The following is a 17,389-nucleotide window of genomic DNA, read 5'->3' on the forward strand; positions in this document are numbered from 1 at the left end:
CTACTCCTCCTTATTCTAGGACTACTTATACTATACCGCGTTTTGCGGCCATTGCCAAGCAAAAAACGAACGTCCATTCGTTTTTTCGGTGGAGAAACTAGCAACAATCGCCATACTCATGCGGTGGAAAAAACGATGTGCGGTGGAGAATGTTCAAGGAAGGGGGCGGCCGATCAGCAGTCGGCCGCGAGCATCTCAAGCAGAAAAAAACAGCCGTATTTGGCGGTGCGGATGCGAATGGCATCACGCGTGCCGGACAGCATCAGACGGTGGACAGTCGCATCGCGCCCGCGGACGGCGATGCCGATATACACGGTGCCGGGCGGGTGGCCCTCAAGCGGATCGGGTCCGGCGACGCCGGTGAAGCTGATGCCGATATCCGCATCGCACATCGCGCGGACGTTTTCAGCAAGCAAACGGGCGCACGGCTCGCTCACCGCCCCTTCTGCCTCAAGCAGCGGGCGCGGTATGCCAAGCACCTGTTCTTTGACGCCGTTTGTGTAGCAGACGACACCGCCCTGCACGACTTGCGACGCGCCGGGGAGGGCGGTGAGCTGTTCGAGAAAAAGGCCGCCGGTCAAACTTTCGGCCGACGCGATCGTCCATCCTCTTTCTTTTAACCGCTCGAGCGTCTTTGTAAACAACGTTTCATCGTTATATCCGTAGCAGTGGCGGCCGACGCGCGCCAAAATGGCCGATTCCACTTCGTCAAGAAGCCGCTTCGCCTCCGCCTCATCCTGATGCTTCGCTGTCAGACGAAGCGTCACTTCACCGTCGCCGGCCAGCGGCGCGATCGTCGGATTCGACTGGGCGTCGATCAAATCCGCAATCGCCGTCTCGAGCGCTGATTCACCGATGCCAAAAAAGCGGAGCACGCGCGACTCGATGCGCTCGGAAAGCGAAAACGTACGGCGCAAAAAGGCGTTTCCGTATTTTTTGAACATCGGCCGCATTTCTTTCGGCGGCCCGGGCAGCAGCATGTACGTAATGCCGTCTGCCACAAGCGCCATCCCTGGCGCCATGCCGTGCTCGTTTTTCAGCACCGTCGATCCTTCCAAGACGAGCGCCTGCTTTTTATTGTTTTCTGTCATCGGCCGGTTTGTGCGGGCAAAATACACCTCAATCGCTCGGAGCGCTTCCTCGTCGATCACGAGCCGGCGGCCAAGCAAACGGGCGATCGTCTCCTTCGTCAAATCGTCTTTCGTCGGGCCGAGGCCGCCGGTGAAAATGATGAGGTTCGCTCTCGTTTGCGCCGTTTTCACCGCCTGCTCAAGGCGGCCGGCGTTGTCGCCGACGACGGTATGGAAATAGACGTTAATGCCAAGCATCGCCAGCTGCTGCGACAAAAACTGGGCGTTCGTATTGGCGATTTGCCCAAGCAACAGCTCAGAGCCAACGGCAATGATCTCCGCGTTCAACAGACTTTTCTCCCCCTTTGTGGCCGGCTATTTCGAATGGGAAAACGCATGTCTGTTTTTCGCAAAATAATCCCAGCCAGACCAAATCGTGAAAATGACCGCCACCCACAGCGCCAATTCAGCGAACGGAAACGAAATGAGCGAGAAAGGGAAGTTATGTAACAATAAAGCGGAAATGGCGACAATTTGCGTCCATGTCTTGATTTTGCCAAGCATGTTGGCAGCGACGACTTCCCCCTCGCCGGCAAGCACGAGCCGCAAGCCGGTGACGGCAAACTCGCGGCTGATGATGACAATCACCATCCACGCCGGAACGGCCCCGAGCTCGACAAGCACGATAAGCGCCGCCGACACAAGCAATTTATCGGCAAGCGGATCTAAAAATTTTCCTAAATTCGTCACCAACCCGTATTTGCGGGCATAGTAGCCATCGATCCAGTCCGTCGCTGAGGCGATGATGAAAATGAGCGCGCCGGCAAGATGGGCAACCGGAAGCTCTGTCCCGCCGATTTGGATGCTTCCCCACCCGAACGGAACGAGCATCACGATCAAGAAAAACGGGATGAGCATAATGCGCGCTACCGTAATTTTATTCGGCAAGTTCACCACAAATACCTCCGCTCATTCAACATAGTTCAGTCCGTGCGAAAAGCAGGCGCCTTCCTGCGGAAAAGCGCCCTGTTCCATCATTTCTTCAACACGAAATGCAGCTTTTGGTATACTTCCTCTTTCGGGGCAAACGGATAGGCAAACGGCTGGCCGTTTACCTTCATGTCGACGTCCAGCGTACGCCCGATTTTCACCCATACTTCGCTTTCGGCCGACAGATCGAACGTTTTCGTCTGCCCGCTTGTCAAGTTGCCGCGGTAAAACGTATGGCCTTTCGTATTGTATACTTCGACCCATGACGTTCCTTTGGATGAAAGCTCGATGGAAAACGCGCCGGAGCTGGCGACTTCAATCGTCGCCGTGTTGCCGCGCTTTTCCGTCACATTCATCGCCGCAGCCGGCTGTTCTTCTTCGCCAGTCGGCGCTGGCTGTTCATTTTGCTGTCCGTTTTCATTCGTTGCCTTCTCGTCCGTTTCCTTCGCCGACTGCTTTTGTTTCGCCTGCTCAAGCGGCGAATGTTTCGGCTTTTCGACCTCCGCTGTTTTTGGGCTTGTCTTTGTCGGCGGCTCATTTGCGGCGCCGTGCTGGAGCAGCACCCAAACGAGGACAGCCGCCCCGATGACGACCGCCGCGACAATCACTTTCGGCAGCCAATCGAGCCATTTCGCCCCCTCGGCAGACAGTTGCTGGCGCGTCTTCACGCGCGACAGCGTCTGCGGAATGTCATCTTGATAAGACTGGGGAATGTCCTGTTTATACTGTTCAAACAGCTCATCCGGATCAAGTCCGACCGCTTCAGCATATTGCCGGATGAAGGCACGCACATAAAAATTTCCAGGCATGATGGCATAGTTGCCTTCTTCGATGCCGATCAAATACCGCTTTTGAATTTTCGTCATCTCCTGCAGCTCGTCCAAACTCATATTTTTTTCTTCCCGTGCTTCCCGCAAACGTTTTCCTAGTTCCGTCAACGGCCAACACCTTCCACTTTTTTAAATTAAAACCCAAATTCGGAAAATCCGTCATCGCCCAACAATGACGGGCGGTCAATCGCTTCGTAGGAAATATCTTCGTCCGGTTCATGGCGCAGCTCAATAATATAATCAAAATCATCGAGCGTGTATTCCGTATGGCGAACAAACATGTCCGGATGCTCGACGACTTTCGTCGCCTCAAGGCGCATGAGCTCACGGATGAGCTGCCAGTGCTGCTCGTTCCCGCGGCGCGTTGAGACGATGCCGTCGATAATGAAAATGTTGTCCTCGCTATACTCATCTTCCATCAACTGCGTGCGAACCGTCTGTTTAATCAGCGTCGATGAAACAAACAGCCATCGTTTGTTGGCGCACACGCTGGCGGCGACGATCGACTCTGTCTTGCCGACGCGCGGCATCCCGCGGATGCCGATGAGCTTATGCCCTTTTTCTTTAAAAAGTTCCGCCATAAAATCGACAAGCAGTCCAAGTTCATCACGGACGAAGCGGAACGTTTTTTTGTCATCGGCATCGCGCTGGATATAACGGCCGTGGCGGACGGCGAGGCGGTCGAGCAGCTTCGGCTGGCGCAGCTTCGTCACCGTAATGTTGTCCATCGTCCGCAAGATCGTCGCCAACCGTTCAATTTGCTCGTTATTGTCACACAAAAGCAACATGCCGCGGCGCGAATCCCGGACACCGTTGATCGTCACGATGTTAATGGACAACATACCGAGCAGCGAAGCAACGTCGCCGAGCAACCCCGGGCGGTTGACATGAATTTCATATTCCAAATACCATTCCTGCTTGCCCATCCCGTCTCCTCCCTTGCCGGTGTCCGCACGAACGCCTTATGCTAAGTTCATACTACTATAATTATAAATGGAAAAGCAACCGAAAAGGAGGAAGAAAAAAGAGAGGGAGGCCCCTCTCTTTTACCGGGTGATTATTTTTGTTGGACCAGCTTGACCATCATGTTGGCAAGGGCGTGCTGCTCTTTTTCATCCGCAACGCTCCAAAGATCAGCGAGCACCCGTTCTTCCGGGTTTTTCGGGTCGACGTGTTTCGCCAAATAATCCCCGATTTGGTAAGCGACATCTGTGATCACTTGCTGAGTCAATCCTTGCTGTTGCGCTTGTTCTAAACGTTCCGCCAAAAAGTCTTTCCATTGTTCAAAGTTATCCAGTACCGACATGTCAATCCCTCCTTGTTGAATGTTTCAAGGATAGTTTGCCTGCCGAACCGGAAAATATACGTTCAACAATACCAGCCGCCGTTGACGGAAATGACTTGGCCGGTGATATACGAAGCGGCATCAGACAGCAAAAACGCCACCGTTTCCGCCACCTCATCCGGGGTGCCGAGCCGGCCGGCTGGAATTTCGTCAGTGAGCGCTTCCAGCTCCTCAGGACGAAACACCCGCAGCATATCGGTATCAATCGCCCCCGGTGCAACAGCGTTGACGCGAATGCCGCTTGGGGCAAGCTCCTTGGCCAGCGCCTTGGCAAACGCGTTCTGCCCTCCCTTTGTCATCGAGTACACCGCCTCGCATGAAGCGCCGCACAATCCCCAAATCGAGGAAATGAACACAATATGACCGCGCTTTCTCGCCACCATTGATGGGATCAGCCTTTTGATGAGCAACGCCGGGCTTGTCATGTGAAGCCGCACCATCCGCTCGATTAATTCATCGTTCATGTCGGTCAACAACCCATAATAGCTCGCTCCGCTGTTATAAATGATGACATCCACCGGACGGTTGATTTGCGCAAGCAGCCGATCGACCCCATCCGGTGCCGACAAATCGGCCTCAATCGGCACAATATGCACATCGTTAAGCTCTTCTTTCAGCGCTTCAACAGGCGCCCGTCGCCGATAGTAATGAAGAAAAAGTCCGTACCCCTCCCGAGCGAGCACACGGGCGATGCTTTGTCCGATGCCTCCAGAGGCTCCCGTGATCAAGGCGTAGCGCATGAAACCATCCTCTCCTTTTTGCCGCAAAAAAGCATCCTTCTCAGGAAGGATGCCTTATTGCCCTTTTGGAACGACTTCGCAAACCGCGATTTGCGAATCGCGGAAGCAAGAAGAGGCAACCGCCGCGATATCGTCCATGGCAAGGGATGAAAGCGCCGGCAAAATGTCAAACAAGTTGGATCCGTAAAACGCGTAGCGCGTAAACTGGTTGGCGATGTATTCCGGCGAGTTGAGCGCGCGCAAAAAGGCGCCGATTTTTTTCTTTTTCACCCGTTCAAATTCTTCCTTTTTTATAGTCTCCGCGGCAAACGACAGCAGCACCGTTTGAATTTCCGAAGCGAGCCGTTCAGCGTCCCTTGTATCGCCGCCGATCAACGCGAAGCCGAACCCGCGCTCTTCTGTATAATCGTACATAAATGTATCATCGATCAATCCTTCGCGGTACAGCCGTTCATAATGCGGCGAGCTTTTTCCAAACAAATAGTCCAATGCGACGTGGAAGGCAAGCTCATGCCGAAGCTTTTGTTCGCCGGCTTCAGAAACGGACGGCGCTTTGATGCCGACAAAGCATTTGTTCGTCTGCACATGCATCGGAATCACTTTTTTCTTTTCCGCTACTGCGCTCGGTTCTTCATACGCAAACCGCTTCACTTCCGGGGCTTGCGGGAACGACTTTTTCGCCTGGTTGTCGCGGATTTGCTGCATGATTTTTTGTTCATCGACCGGGCCGACGACAAACAAAAGCATGTTGCTCGGGTGGTAAAACGTTTCGTAGCACTCATACAGCAACTCTTTCGTAATTTGGGCGATCGATTCAACTGTGCCGGCGATGTCGATTTTGACCGGATGGTTGTGATACATGCTTTCGATGGCGCCGAAATAGACGCGCCAGTCTGGGTTGTCGTCGTACATCCGGATTTCCTGGCCGATGATCCCTTTTTCTTTTTCCACTGTCTTGTCGGAAAAGTACGGGCTTTGCACAAAATCGATCAACGTTTCCAAGTTTTTCTCGACGTTGTCGGTGCTTGAGAACAAATAGGCGGTGCGGGTGAACGTCGTAAAGGCGTTCGCCGAGGCGCCTTGTTTGCTGAACTGCTGAAACACGTCGCCGTCTTCTTTTTCAAACAGCTTATGCTCCAAAAAATGGGCGATGCCGTCCGGAACGCGCTTCATCTCCGTTTTACCGAGCGGGACGAACTGGTTGTCGACCGAACCGTAGTTCGTGGTGAATGTCGCAAACGTTTTGTTGAATCCTTTTTTCGGCAAAATGTACACGTCAAGGCCGTTGTCCATTTTTTCATAAAACAGCTCTTCGTGCAGCGTCTCATACACCCGTTTTTCCATCTTCCGTCGCCTCCATTCCGGTCAAAAAGTACACCGTATCAAGCTCCACCTTGTCAGCGACGCGCACCACATCCTCGCGTGTCACTTGATCGGTGCCGGCCATCCATTCATCGATCGGGCGCTTTCGCGTTGAGACGACGTTATGGTACAACACCTCCACAAGCCCGCGCGGCGTATCGAGCGTCTCAAGCAGCTGGTTGCGGATGACCGCTTTCGTCTGCGCCATTTCTTCATCTGTGAAATCGCCGTTTTTCATCGCCTGCATTTGCTCATCGATGATGCGGCGCGCCTTCTCATAGTTGGCCGGTTCAATGCCGGACATGACCATCAAAAGCCCTTTATGGCTCTCAAGCCTTGAGGCGGCATAATAGGCAAGGCTTGCCTTCTCGCGGACGTTGATGAACAGCTTCGAATGGGAAAAACCGCCAAAAATGCCGTTAAACATTTGCAAGGCGTAATAATCGTCATCTTCATACGTCACATTTGTCCGATAGCCGATGTTGAGCTTTCCTTGCTTCACGTCTTGCCGCTCGATGACTTCGCGAACTTCCCCTTGCGGCTTGACAGAAACCGACGATGCGCGCTCCCGCTTTGGACGATCCGGCAAAGAGAAGCGCTGCTTCACCGCTGTGAGCACCGCCTCTTCAGCCACGTCGCCAATGACATATAGATCCAGCTCATCCTCAGCCAGCGCTCGTTCATAATAGCGATACAGCCCTTCCGCCGTGATGCCGTCCACGTCTTCAAGCTCGCCGTTTGGCGAGAGGGCGTACGGTTCGCCTTTGCACATTTCTTCTACAAGGCGCATGTTCGCATAGCGCATTTTGTCATCATACACCGCCTGAATGCGTTGACGGAGCGCCCGCTTTTCCTGCTCGACAATGTCGGTGACAAACCGGCCGCCATCAAGAGCCGGGCGGAACAGAAGATCGGCCAAGAGCTGAAGCGCTTTCGAAAGCAACGGCGTTTGCTCCGGCAAAAATCGTTCATTGGCGACATCGATGCGAATCGTCATGATATGATGTTCGCCTTTTTTCGTTAAATCGACGTTCAGCGTCGCCCCATACAGTTCATCCAAATAGGTGCGCAGCGCCTTAACGCTCGGATAGTCGGCCGTGCCGCTTTGCAAGACGTATGGCAAAAGCGCGCGCAGCGTGACCGTTTCTTTAGCAAGAGGGGCCTTCATTTTCCAAACGATCGTGTTCGTTTTGTACTTATCGGTCGAAATCGTATGGACGCGAACCGGTCCGACCGCTGTGACTTTTTCGTCGACCAATCCAACTCCTCCTTACTTTTTCTCTTTGCAGATATGCACTATCTTTCATTTATTGTAAAGCGTCTTATCAACAATATACCTTTTGCCAATGGAAAAATGCAAATCATTCCATTCAGCAAAAACGGCCGTCCGTTTTTCGGACAGCCGCTTTCATCACCGTTTTCCTTTGATGTATGGCGTGCCAGCCGCTTTCGGCGCCTCAGCGCGGCCGATGAAGCCCGCCAGCGCCAAAATCGTGAGTGCATACGGGGCGATGAGCAAGTAAACGGTCGGGACGTTTTTCAAGAACGGAATCGTTTGCCCGACGATGCTTAAGCTTTGCGCCAACCCGAAAAAGAGCGCCGCCCCCATCGCGCCGATCGGATGCCACTTGCCGAAAATCATCGCCGCAAGCGCCATAAATCCGTGCCCGGAAATCGTCGCATGGCTGAAATCGCGGGAAATGATCGTCGCGTATACCGCACCGCCCAAGCCGCCGAGCGCGCCGCTGATCATGACAGCGATGTAGCGCATTTTGGCGACATGAATCCCCATCGTATCCGCCGCCATCGGATGTTCGCCGACCGCACGCAGCCGCAGGCCAAACGGCGTTTTGTAAATGACATACCATGATACAAACGCCAGCGCAATGGCGATATACGACGGCGCGTACGCGTTGGAAAACAACAGCGGCCCGATGACGGGAATGTCGCTTAACACTGGCACGTCAATTTTGTCAAACCCAACTTGAATTTGGTCCGTCTGCCCCTTGCCGTACATTTTCTTCACTAAAAACAGCGACAGACCAAGCGCCAAAAAGTTGATCGCCACCCCGCTTACGACTTGGTCGGCGCGAAATGTGACCGACGCGACAGCGTGCAGCAGGGAAAATACAGCGCCGACCACCATGGCAGCCAATAAGGCAAGCCACGGCGTCCATTCGCCAAACCGATCGGCAAACGTCAAATTAAAGACGATGCCGACAAACGCGCCGATGGTCATCAATCCTTCAAGCCCGATGTTGACGACGCCGGACCGTTCGCTAAACACGCCGCCAAGGGCGGTGAAAATGAGAGGAGCCGCAAAGAAAATCGTTGTCGGGACAATCGTTTGCAAGACGTCATACACGCTCACTTACTCCGCCCCCTTTTGCCAACGAGATAACAGCCAGCGGATCATGTAGCTGGATGCAACAAAGAAAATGATGAGCGCGATAATAATATCGACGAGTTCGGTCGGCACGCCGGCGCTTGACGGCATTTCCAACGCCCCGACTTTTAAGGCGCCAAACAACAAGGCGGAGAGCAAAATGCCAAACGCGTTGTTTCCTCCGATCAAGGCAACCGCGATGCCATCAAATCCAAGGCCGGTAAAGCCGGCTTTCGTCGAGATGTTTCCAAATGTGCCAAGCCCCTCCATCGCCCCGGCGACGCCGGCAAAAGCGCCGGAGATGACCATCGCTAAAATGATGTTGGCGCGCACGTTCATGCCGGCATACTGGGAGGCATGCTGGTTGAACCCGACCGCCCGCAGCTCAAACCCTTTCGTCGTCCGCTCAAGCAAAAACCACATGACAAATGCGGCGGCGACAGCGATGAAAATGCCGTAATGCATGGTGGAATGATGCGTAATGGCATCAAAAAAGTCGGAGTGAAGCGATGCGCTTTCTTTCACCGGCTTTGATTTAAATCCCTCATCAGACAAAACGGAACGGATGATGGCGTTCGTTACATGCAAAGCAATATAGTTCATCATGATCGTAATAATGACTTCGTGCACTTTTAAATACGCCTTCAGCACACCCGGAATCAAGCCCCATAGCGCCCCGGCCAACGCGGCGGCCAACAAGGCAAGCGGCAAATGGATGATTTTGGGCAAATCAAAGGACACCCCGACCCAGACGGCAGCGAGCCAGCCGACGATCAGCTGCCCTTCAACCCCGATGTTAAACAAGCCGGTGCGAAAGGCAAACGCCACCGCCAAGCCCGTTAAAATGTATGGCGTCGTCTGGCGGATCGTTTCGCCGATATAGTACGTATCGCCAAACGCCCCGTACACGAGAGCGTAAAACCCAGCGATCGGGTTGTAGCCGCTTGCAAGCATCACGATCGAACCGGCGATCATGCCAAGAAGAACGGCCAACAATGGTATCAAAAATTGCTGGAGACGATTCGACTTCATCACGACACACCTGCTTCCTTCCGTTTGCTTCCAGCCATCAACAGCCCGAGCTCCTGTTCGGTTGTTTCTTTCGGATCAACGATGGCGACGATGTTTCCTTCATAAATGACAGCGATCCGGTCGCTGACGTTCATCACTTCGTCAAGCTCAAACGAGACGAGCAGCACCGCTTTCCCGCGGTCTCGCTGTTCAATGAGCCGCTTATGAATAAATTCGATCGCTCCAACATCAAGCCCCCTCGTCGGCTGGGCGGCGATCAACAAGTCCGGGTCGCGGTCGACTTCACGGCCGATGATCGCTTTTTGCTGGTTTCCGCCCGATAGCGCCCGCGCCTTCGTATATTCATCCGGCGTGCGCACGTCAAATTCGCGGATGAGCTGGCGCGCTTTTTCGTAAATGGCTTGAAAATTCAACAGACCCCGTTTCGAGTACGGCGGCTGATAGTACGTTTGCAGCACCATGTTTTCGCCGATCGGAAAGTCAAGGACAAGCCCGTGCTTATGCCGATCTTGCGGAATATGGCCGACGCCGGCTTCGATGATTTTGCGCGGCGGCAAATTCGTAATGTCTCGGCCGTTGAGGCGGATTGTCCCTGATTCAGCTTTGATCAAGCCGGTTATGGCTTCAATGAGCTCGGTCTGGCCGTTGCCGTCGACTCCAGCAATGCCGACGATCTCGCCGGCGTGCACCGTCAAGTTCAAACCGTTGACCGCTTTGATCCCGCGCGCGTCCTTGACGACTAAGTCTTTAATTTCCAACACCGGTTTTCCCGGCTCAGCCGGTTTCTTAGCGGTCGTAAACTGCACCTCGCGGCCGACCATGAGCGCCGCCAGTTCGTTCGGATTCGTCTCCGCCACATTGAGCGTCGCAATTCCTTTGCCGCGGCGGATGACGGTGACGCGGTCGCACACTTCCATAATTTCTTTAAGTTTGTGCGTAATTAAAATGATGGATTTTCCTTCGCGGACGAGCGTGCGCATAATTTGCATGAGCTCGCGAATTTCCTGCGGCGTCAACACCGCTGTCGGTTCGTCAAAAATCAAAATATCGGCGCCGCGGTAAAGCGTCTTTAAAATTTCCACGCGCTGCTGCATGCCGACGGAAATGTCGGCGATCTTCGCTGTCGGATCGACCGCGAGTCCATATCGTTCCGACAATTCGCGCACTTCCCGCTCCGCCCGCTTCATATCGATCGTTCCGGCCCGCGTCGGCTCGCTGCCTAAGATGATGTTTTCCGTCACGGTGAACGTATCGACGAGCATAAAGTGCTGATGCACCATGCCGATGCCAAGATCATTGGCGACGTTCGGGTCGGTGATGCGCACCGGCTTTCCTTTCACGCGGATTTCGCCGCCGTCCGGCTGGTATAAACCGAACAGCACGTTCATGAGCGTCGATTTGCCGGCCCCGTTTTCGCCAAGCAGAGCGTGTATCTCCCCCTTTTTCACTTGCAGCGTAATGTTGTCATTGGCGACAAACGTGCCAAACACCTTGCGGATATTGAGCATTTCAATCACGTATTCCAAGCGATTCACTCCTTACTCAAGCAAGGTCAAAATCACAAAATGAAAGGCGACAGCGAAACAGCCGCCCTTCATCCTATTTCGCGCAGGAGACTCCCACTTCAACGACCAAAGGGAGTAAGTGGGAGAGGAATGCTCGTTCCCCCTTTCTTTTGTGTATGATAGAATAAAGACGTGGAGAAAACTGTTAAATAAAGGCACTCCCATAACGGCTGCTCGATGTATGGAGTTGGTTGCAGGAAACGCTGCAACCGTAAAACATCGAGCGTAGGTCCGTCTGTTGTGTGTGGAAGCCAAGTACTGCCAACAGACACACCGAGAGAATCGGTAACGATGCAGGCATGACCTGCGTCGTTGGGCAGCGGTCAACCTGCCCCCTGATGCAACCCCAAGTCAAGGAAGGAGGACGAAGTCCGTTTGCACTTCTGGGGAGTTGCAAGCCCCCACTTCAAGCGTTAGCGAAGTGGGGGTAGTTGACGATTTTGAAGAAGGCTAGCGGCTCGCGCTAGCCTTCTTCGCCGTTGTTCGTCACTTGATCGTCGCAGCGAATTGCTCGTACTCTTTCCGGTTTGTCGGAACTTTCACTTCGCCTTTGATGATTTTTTGCTTCCATTCGTCAACGGTTTTTAACACGTTCTCCGGAATGTTGTCTTGCGTCGGGGCAATGCCAACCCCATTTTCCGGCAACCCGTACTCAATCGTTTTGCCGCCCGGGAAGTCGCCCTCTTTCGCCCGTTTCGCCGTGTCATAGACAGCGACGTCGACGCGCTTCACCATCGAAGTGAGCGTTACGTTGTACGTTTTGCCGCCGACTTTCACTTCTCCCTCCGGCGCTTGGTCTTTGTCAACACCGATGACCCAAATTTCGCGGTTCGGATCTTTCTTCTTCAAATCTTTCGCTTCCGAGAAGACGCCGTTCCCAGTCGCGCCCGCTGCATGGTAGATGATGTCGATGCCAGATGCGTACATGCTCGAGGCGATCGCTTTCCCTTTATCCGCTTGGTCGAACGCCCCGGCGTATTGCACTTCCACAGTCGCCTTCGGATTGACCGCTTTCACGCCGGCGCGGAATCCGCTTTCGAATTTTTCGATCAACGGAATCTCCATCCCACCGACAAAGCCGATTTTATTCGTTTTCGTCATTAGCCCGGCGACAACACCGACAAGGAACGAGCCTTCATGCTCCTTGAACGTGATGCTGGCGACATTTGGCTCGTCAACAACAGTGTCGACGATGGCGAAATGTTTTTTCGGGTTTTGCTTAGCGACTTCTTTCACCGCGTCGCCCATCAAATACCCGATGCCGAAAATCAAGTCAAAGTCGCTGCGCACAAGCTTGTTTAAGTTCGTGGCATAGTCAGCGTCGCTCGATGACTGCAAGTAGTCGTAGCCGCCGCGGCCTTTTTCAAGCCCGTTGTCTTTGCCGAACTTTTGCAGCCCTTCCCAAGCCGACTGGTTGAACGATTTGTCGTCAATGCCGCCGACATCGGTGACCATGGCGACACTGAACGTATCTTTCTGATTGCCGCCTCCCGCATTGTTGCCGGCTTGTCCGCAGGCGCTAAGCAGCGTGCCGGCGGCAAACAGGACGGACAACACCAATCCGATTCGCTTTTTCACATTCACTACCCCCTGGCTTGAAAATTTGTTCTTTAATTAGTTAGTATAAAGCTTCCGCTCTCTTTCTATGTACCCATTTTCACCCCCCTTAAAAGCTGAACCGCTTCCGCATGACATGGAAGCTGAACTTGTCGGAGCGGAAGTAGTTGACGGAATAAAAAATCGGCTCATCGTTTTTATCGAAATGCATTTGCTTGAGCACAAGCAGCGCCGTTTCCGGGTCGCATTGCAAAATCGGCGACACTTTTTCATGATAGCCGAGCGGCACGATGCGCGCGACCGCATAGGCGATATCACGATGCGTTTGGTTGTGCAAGTTTTCAAACAGCGACTCCTGTTCATAGGAGATGCCCTTTGGCAAATATTTGCATAAAATTTTATCCAAGCAATAAACGACCGGCTCCCCATCGGCGGTGCGCACCCGCTCGATGAGCAACAAATTCTCGTCCGGCCGGCATTGGAAGCGGCGCATATCGTCTTCCGTCGGCTGTTGGATGGAGGAAGACAAAAAAATCGTTCCTGGCTTGCGCCCCGCTTGACGAATCATATCCGTGACGCTTGAGAGCTGCTCGATGCCGGACGTAAACAGCGGACGGGCGTTGACAAACGTTCCGACGCCGTGGCGGCGGATGATAATGTTTTCTTCTTCCAGCACCCGCAGCGCTTCCCTCAATGTCGCCCGGCTGACGCCAAGCTGTTTGGCGAGTTCAAACTCGGACGGCAGTTTTTGCTTTTCTTTGTACACTCCCGTTTCAATATCGCGCTTGATGCGATCAATCACTTGCAAGTAAAGGTGGCGGCTGTCTGATTTGATTGACATGACAACGTCCTCCGTGTTACGCATTTCCGTTGAGATCAGACCTCTGACATTAGACATATAACCTTTTTGAGATTACTATATCATTTTTTACTGGGCAAATAAATAGGTGATATCAAATTTTGTCGAAGAAAAAGAAATAGGATTGGCAACGCTTCCAATAAGATGTATGATTGAGCGGGCAGGCTTTTTTCGCCCGCCCTTTTTCCCATTTATGATGTCTTTTTTAAATCTTCCTTCGACCAAAGAACGGCGCGCGGCTTGCTTCCTTCATACGGGCCGACGACGCCGCGCTCCTCCATGGCATCAATGAGCCGAGCGGCGCGATTGTAACCGATGCGGAAGCGGCGTTGCAGCATCGAGACGGAGGCGCTTTGCATTTCAACGACAAGACGGACCGCCTCATCGTACAACTCGTCTTCAAGGGCTGAGGAAGAGGGTTCGCTGTCTTCGACGAACATCTCCTCATAATATTGCGCCTGCTGCTGTCCGATGACAAACCGAACGACTTCTTCCACCTCTTGGTCGGAGACAAACGCCCCTTGGACGCGCACTGGTTTTGAGGCCCCCATCGGCAAAAACAGCATATCGCCGCGGCCGAGCAGTTTTTCCGCCCCGCCCATATCCAAAATGGTGCGCGAGTCGATTTGCGATGATACACTGAAGGCGATGCGCGACGGAATGTTCGCTTTGATGACGCCGGTGATGACGTCCACCGACGGGCGCTGGGTGGCGATGATCAAATGGATGCCAGCGGCGCGCGCCATTTGCGCCAAACGGGTGATCGCCTCTTCCACATCCGAGGAAGCCACCATCATCAAGTCGGCCAATTCGTCGATGATCACGACGATGTATGGCAAAAGCGGCTGCTGTTCCGACGCCGTTTCGTTATGGTGGCGGATATGCTCGTTATATCCTTCAATGTTGCGCGTGCCGGTATGCGAGAACAGCTCGTAGCGCCGCTCCATTTCTTGGACGACTTTTTTCAGCGCCTGGGCCGCTTTTTTCGCGTCGGTGACGACCGGTGTCAACAAATGAGGAACACCGTTGTACACACTTAACTCCACCATTTTCGGATCGATCATCATCAGCTTCACCTCATGCGGCTTCGTGCGCATGAGCAGGCTGACGATAATGCCGTTGATGCAGACGCTTTTGCCGCTGCCGGTCGCGCCGGCGATCAACAAATGCGGCATTTTGTTTAGTTCCGCAGCGACGACTTCACCGGAGATGTCGCGCCCAAGCGGAATCAAAAGCTTCGCCTTGTCCCGTGTATGCTCAATGGCTTCCAGCACTTCGCGCAGCGAAACAGTGGCGATCTCTTCATTTGGCACTTCGATGCCGATCGCGGACTTGCCGGGGATCGGTGCTTCAATGCGGATGTCTTTCGCCGCCAAAGCGAGCGCCAAATCGTCGCTTAAACTGACAATTTTGCTCACTTTCACCCCGACGTCCGGATACACTTCATATTTCGTCACCGCCGGACCGAGGTGCACTTGCGTCACTTTCGCCTTGACGCCGAAGCTTTGGAACGTTTTCTCCAGTTTTCGCGCGTTGGCGTAAATGTTCGCATGATCGGCCGATTGCCCGGCCGGCTTCGGCAGGCGAAGCAAATCAAGCGGCGGCAGGTCGTAATTGGTGTTTTCATGCTCGGAAAACGCAAGCGGCGGCGCCGGTTTGTCCTCCTCCCCCCCACTGTCGCCTTCCACCAGTGGATTCTTCTCTTCTTCCGGCTCAGCGGCCGACCGGACCGCGGCAAAATCGGAAATGATCGGCGGCGGGGAAAGCAGTTCCTCATCCGGCTCGACGCTGCTTGCTTCAGCCGGCTCGTCTTCCCGCTTTGCGGCCGCCCGCCGCGAGCGTCGGCTTCGGCCGCCGCTTTCCTTGCGCTTCCTCCCCGCCCGCCATTGCTTTATATCTTCGACAAACGCCAACCATTCTTTTCGCACAAACGCTGCGGCAAAAGCAACCCATTTGCCGGCCGTCTCGCGCAGCGATTTCCCGGTCAGCACGACAAAGCCGACGATGAACAGAAGGAAACAAATCCATTTCGTCCCGGGCGAATCGAACAGCTGGTAGCTGGCGGCAAATAACAGGGCGCCGACCATTCCGCCCCCTAAATCCACATCGGCCGCCTTGCCGCTTGCTTCGTTCCAAAACAGCCCCCACGTCGTCCGAATGATGCTCGGATCAAGCTCGCCGCGCCGCGACATGAGTTCAAACAGCTTGTCATGGCTCAAAAGCAGAAGCGCCGCGGCGATGGACGAAGCGCCGACAAACGGGCGGCCCGTCCATGACGGCCACTCCCGCCGCCACATGACGATGAGCGATAATAGGAAAAGTCCGCCTACTAATAGCATGTACCATTCGCCGAAAAAAAAGCGACCCACAAGCACGAGCGTCTCCCCGACAAGCCCGAGGCGGGCCATCGCAACGACAGCGACCGCGAGCAAGCCAAGTCCGATCAATTCAAAGCGGATTGTTTCCGTCCATGGCTGTGTTTTTGACGGCTTCCCTTTTCTTCTTCGCTTTCGTTTCGCCATGATCGTTCACTCCAGCATGAATGAATTGGCAAGCCGGAAAAAAGCAGCCAACAATGGCTGCTTTTTTCCGTTTGTTTACTATTATATCATGAACGGCTGAACAATTCATTACGATGTTGCCGCAGAAGCCGGAAATCTCGCCCCAGGCGCATATTTGGCGTTTAAAAAATGGAACGGATTCGTGCTTAAGTTTTGCACGATTTCATATTCTCCCGTTTCTACAGATTGGACGAGAAACGGAATGCCATCGTAATACACCATTTTCCGCTTCTCATAAACAGCGGCATCGACCGGAAAAATCAAATGTTCGGGCATGATCGTATACAAAATCATTGGATCATCTTCCCTTCCCCGTTTTTCCTCATCGCGATCAGCTCGCGCAGCTTCGCCATCGCTTGGGACACGCCCCCGACTTCATCGATGAGCCCGTACCGGACGGCGTCAGGCCCAACGACGTTCGTGCCGATGTCGCGCGTCAAATTGCCTTTGGAAAACATGAGCTCTTTAAACTTTTCCTCGCTGATCTTCGAATGTTTCGTCACGAAGCGGACGACGCGCTCCTGCATTTTATCCAAGTACTCAAACGTCTGCGGCACGCCGATGACAAGCCCCGTCAAACGGATCGGATGAATCGTCATCGTCGCCGTCTCGGTGATGAACGAATAGTTGCACGACACAGCGATCGGCACGCCGATCGAATGGCCGCCGCCAAGCACAACGGAAACAGTCGGTTTCGAGAGCGAGGCGAGCATTTCGGCAATGGCGAGCCCTGCTTCCACATCACCGCCGACCGTATTTAAAATGACGAGCAGCCCTTCAATTTTCGGGTTTTGCTCGATGGCCACAATCTGTGGAATGACGTGCTCGTATTTCGTCGCCTTATTTTGCAGAGGCAGCTGAATATGCCCTTCAATCTGTCCGACGATCGTCAAACAATGAATGTTCGTATCGGGATCCATTTGCGGGACGTTCGTCTGCCCAAGCTGGGTGATGGCCGCAGTCGCTTCCTCGGCCTTTGTTTCCGGCTGTTCGCCCTCGGTTTCCGCTTGAAAATAACGTTCCTTCTCCATCCATTTCTCGTCTCCTTTCTTGTCGATCATACGCTTAGTATGGCCGAAAGAAAAAAGAAAA

The 17,389-nt window shown here is 53.7% G+C and carries 16 protein-coding genes; all 16 read right to left on the reverse strand.

Annotated elements, in window-relative coordinates; genetic code table 11:
• Positions 1-173: 173 nt before the first annotated feature.
• A complete protein-coding gene (locus CWI35_RS03775; protein WP_011230794.1) occupies positions 174-1,418 on the reverse strand; it encodes a competence/damage-inducible protein A in 1,245 nt (414 codons plus the stop codon).
• A gap of 27 nt (positions 1,419-1,445) precedes the next feature.
• Positions 1,446-2,024: a CDP-diacylglycerol--glycerol-3-phosphate 3-phosphatidyltransferase gene (gene pgsA / locus CWI35_RS03780; RefSeq protein ID WP_011230793.1), complete on the reverse strand. Its 579-nt coding sequence runs from the start codon at positions 2,022-2,024 to the stop codon at positions 1,446-1,448.
• A gap of 80 nt (positions 2,025-2,104) precedes the next feature.
• Complete coding sequence (locus CWI35_RS03785; protein ID WP_011230792.1) at positions 2,105-2,998, reverse strand: helix-turn-helix domain-containing protein; 894 nt, start codon at positions 2,996-2,998, stop codon at positions 2,105-2,107.
• Between the two features lie 26 nt (positions 2,999-3,024).
• The gene (locus CWI35_RS03790; protein ID WP_011230791.1) at positions 3,025-3,816 is read right to left on the reverse strand and encodes a DUF3388 domain-containing protein; all 792 of its coding nucleotides are present in this window, start codon (positions 3,814-3,816) and stop codon (positions 3,025-3,027) included.
• A 131-nt stretch (positions 3,817-3,947) separates the two neighbouring features.
• On the reverse strand, positions 3,948-4,196 hold the full coding sequence (locus tag CWI35_RS03795) for a DUF3243 domain-containing protein (protein ID WP_011230790.1): 249 nt from the start codon (positions 4,194-4,196) through the stop codon (positions 3,948-3,950).
• Positions 4,197-4,258: 62 nt separating this feature from the next.
• Positions 4,259-4,975, reverse strand: coding sequence for an elongation factor P 5-aminopentanone reductase (gene ymfI / locus CWI35_RS03800; RefSeq protein WP_074044095.1), 717 nt, complete (start codon positions 4,973-4,975; stop codon positions 4,259-4,261).
• Positions 4,976-5,029: 54 nt separating this feature from the next.
• Positions 5,030-6,319: an EF-P 5-aminopentanol modification-associated protein YfmH gene (yfmH, locus tag CWI35_RS03805; RefSeq protein WP_119877508.1), complete on the reverse strand. Its 1,290-nt coding sequence runs from the start codon at positions 6,317-6,319 to the stop codon at positions 5,030-5,032.
• On the reverse strand, positions 6,300-7,595 hold the full coding sequence (gene yfmF, locus CWI35_RS03810) for an EF-P 5-aminopentanol modification-associated protein YfmF (RefSeq protein WP_119877509.1): 1,296 nt from the start codon (positions 7,593-7,595) through the stop codon (positions 6,300-6,302). The genes yfmH and yfmF overlap by 20 nt, the downstream gene beginning before the upstream one ends.
• Positions 7,596-7,748: 153 nt before the next feature.
• Positions 7,749-8,708: an ABC transporter permease gene (locus CWI35_RS03815; protein WP_011230786.1), complete on the reverse strand. Its 960-nt coding sequence runs from the start codon at positions 8,706-8,708 to the stop codon at positions 7,749-7,751.
• The gene (locus tag CWI35_RS03820) at positions 8,709-9,755 is read right to left on the reverse strand and encodes an ABC transporter permease (protein ID WP_025951132.1); all 1,047 of its coding nucleotides are present in this window, start codon (positions 9,753-9,755) and stop codon (positions 8,709-8,711) included.
• Positions 9,755-11,281, reverse strand: coding sequence for an ABC transporter ATP-binding protein (locus tag CWI35_RS03825; protein ID WP_011230784.1), 1,527 nt, complete (start codon positions 11,279-11,281; stop codon positions 9,755-9,757). The genes CWI35_RS03820 and CWI35_RS03825 overlap by 1 nt, the downstream gene beginning before the upstream one ends.
• 525 nt (positions 11,282-11,806) lie before the next feature.
• Positions 11,807-12,898, reverse strand: coding sequence for a BMP family lipoprotein (locus CWI35_RS03835; RefSeq protein ID WP_014195487.1), 1,092 nt, complete (start codon positions 12,896-12,898; stop codon positions 11,807-11,809).
• A gap of 88 nt (positions 12,899-12,986) precedes the next feature.
• Complete coding sequence (locus tag CWI35_RS03840) at positions 12,987-13,718, reverse strand: GntR family transcriptional regulator (RefSeq protein WP_011230782.1); 732 nt, start codon at positions 13,716-13,718, stop codon at positions 12,987-12,989.
• Positions 13,719-13,927: 209 nt separating this feature from the next.
• On the reverse strand, positions 13,928-16,258 hold the full coding sequence (locus tag CWI35_RS03845; RefSeq protein ID WP_011230781.1) for an FtsK/SpoIIIE family DNA translocase: 2,331 nt from the start codon (positions 16,256-16,258) through the stop codon (positions 13,928-13,930).
• A gap of 108 nt (positions 16,259-16,366) precedes the next feature.
• Positions 16,367-16,591: a YlzJ-like family protein gene (locus CWI35_RS03855; protein ID WP_011230780.1), complete on the reverse strand. Its 225-nt coding sequence runs from the start codon at positions 16,589-16,591 to the stop codon at positions 16,367-16,369.
• A complete protein-coding gene (locus tag CWI35_RS03860; protein ID WP_119877510.1) occupies positions 16,588-17,328 on the reverse strand; it encodes a ClpP family protease in 741 nt (246 codons plus the stop codon). Before CWI35_RS03860 ends, CWI35_RS03855 begins: the two co-directional genes overlap by 4 nt.
• Between the last annotated feature and the right edge of the window lie 61 nt (positions 17,329-17,389).

Source organism: [Bacillus] caldolyticus, from assembly GCF_003595605.1.
Taxonomy (GTDB): Bacteria; Bacillota; Bacilli; order Bacillales; family Anoxybacillaceae; genus Geobacillus; species Geobacillus thermoleovorans.

Bases quoted from the DNA above. Each gene is read 5' to 3' on its own strand.
- CWI35_RS03855 (WP_011230780.1), bottom strand. From the start codon at position 16,591: ATGATTTTGTATACGATCATGCCCGAACATTTGATTTTTCCGGTCGAT.
- yfmH (WP_119877508.1), bottom strand. From the start codon at position 6,319: ATGGAAAAACGGGTGTATGAGACGCTGCACGAAGAGCTGTTTTATGAA.
- CWI35_RS03845 (WP_011230781.1), bottom strand. From the start codon at position 16,258: ATGGCGAAACGAAAGCGAAGAAGAAAAGGGAAGCCGTCAAAAACACAG.
- CWI35_RS03790 (WP_011230791.1), bottom strand. From the start codon at position 3,816: ATGGGCAAGCAGGAATGGTATTTGGAATATGAAATTCATGTCAACCGC.
- CWI35_RS03795 (WP_011230790.1), bottom strand. From the start codon at position 4,196: ATGTCGGTACTGGATAACTTTGAACAATGGAAAGACTTTTTGGCGGAA.
- ymfI (WP_074044095.1), bottom strand. From the start codon at position 4,975: ATGCGCTACGCCTTGATCACGGGAGCCTCTGGAGGCATCGGACAAAGC.
- CWI35_RS03820 (WP_025951132.1), bottom strand. From the start codon at position 9,755: ATGAAGTCGAATCGTCTCCAGCAATTTTTGATACCATTGTTGGCCGTT.
- CWI35_RS03840 (WP_011230782.1), bottom strand. From the start codon at position 13,718: ATGTCAATCAAATCAGACAGCCGCCACCTTTACTTGCAAGTGATTGAT.
- CWI35_RS03860 (WP_119877510.1), bottom strand. From the start codon at position 17,328: ATGGAGAAGGAACGTTATTTTCAAGCGGAAACCGAGGGCGAACAGCCG.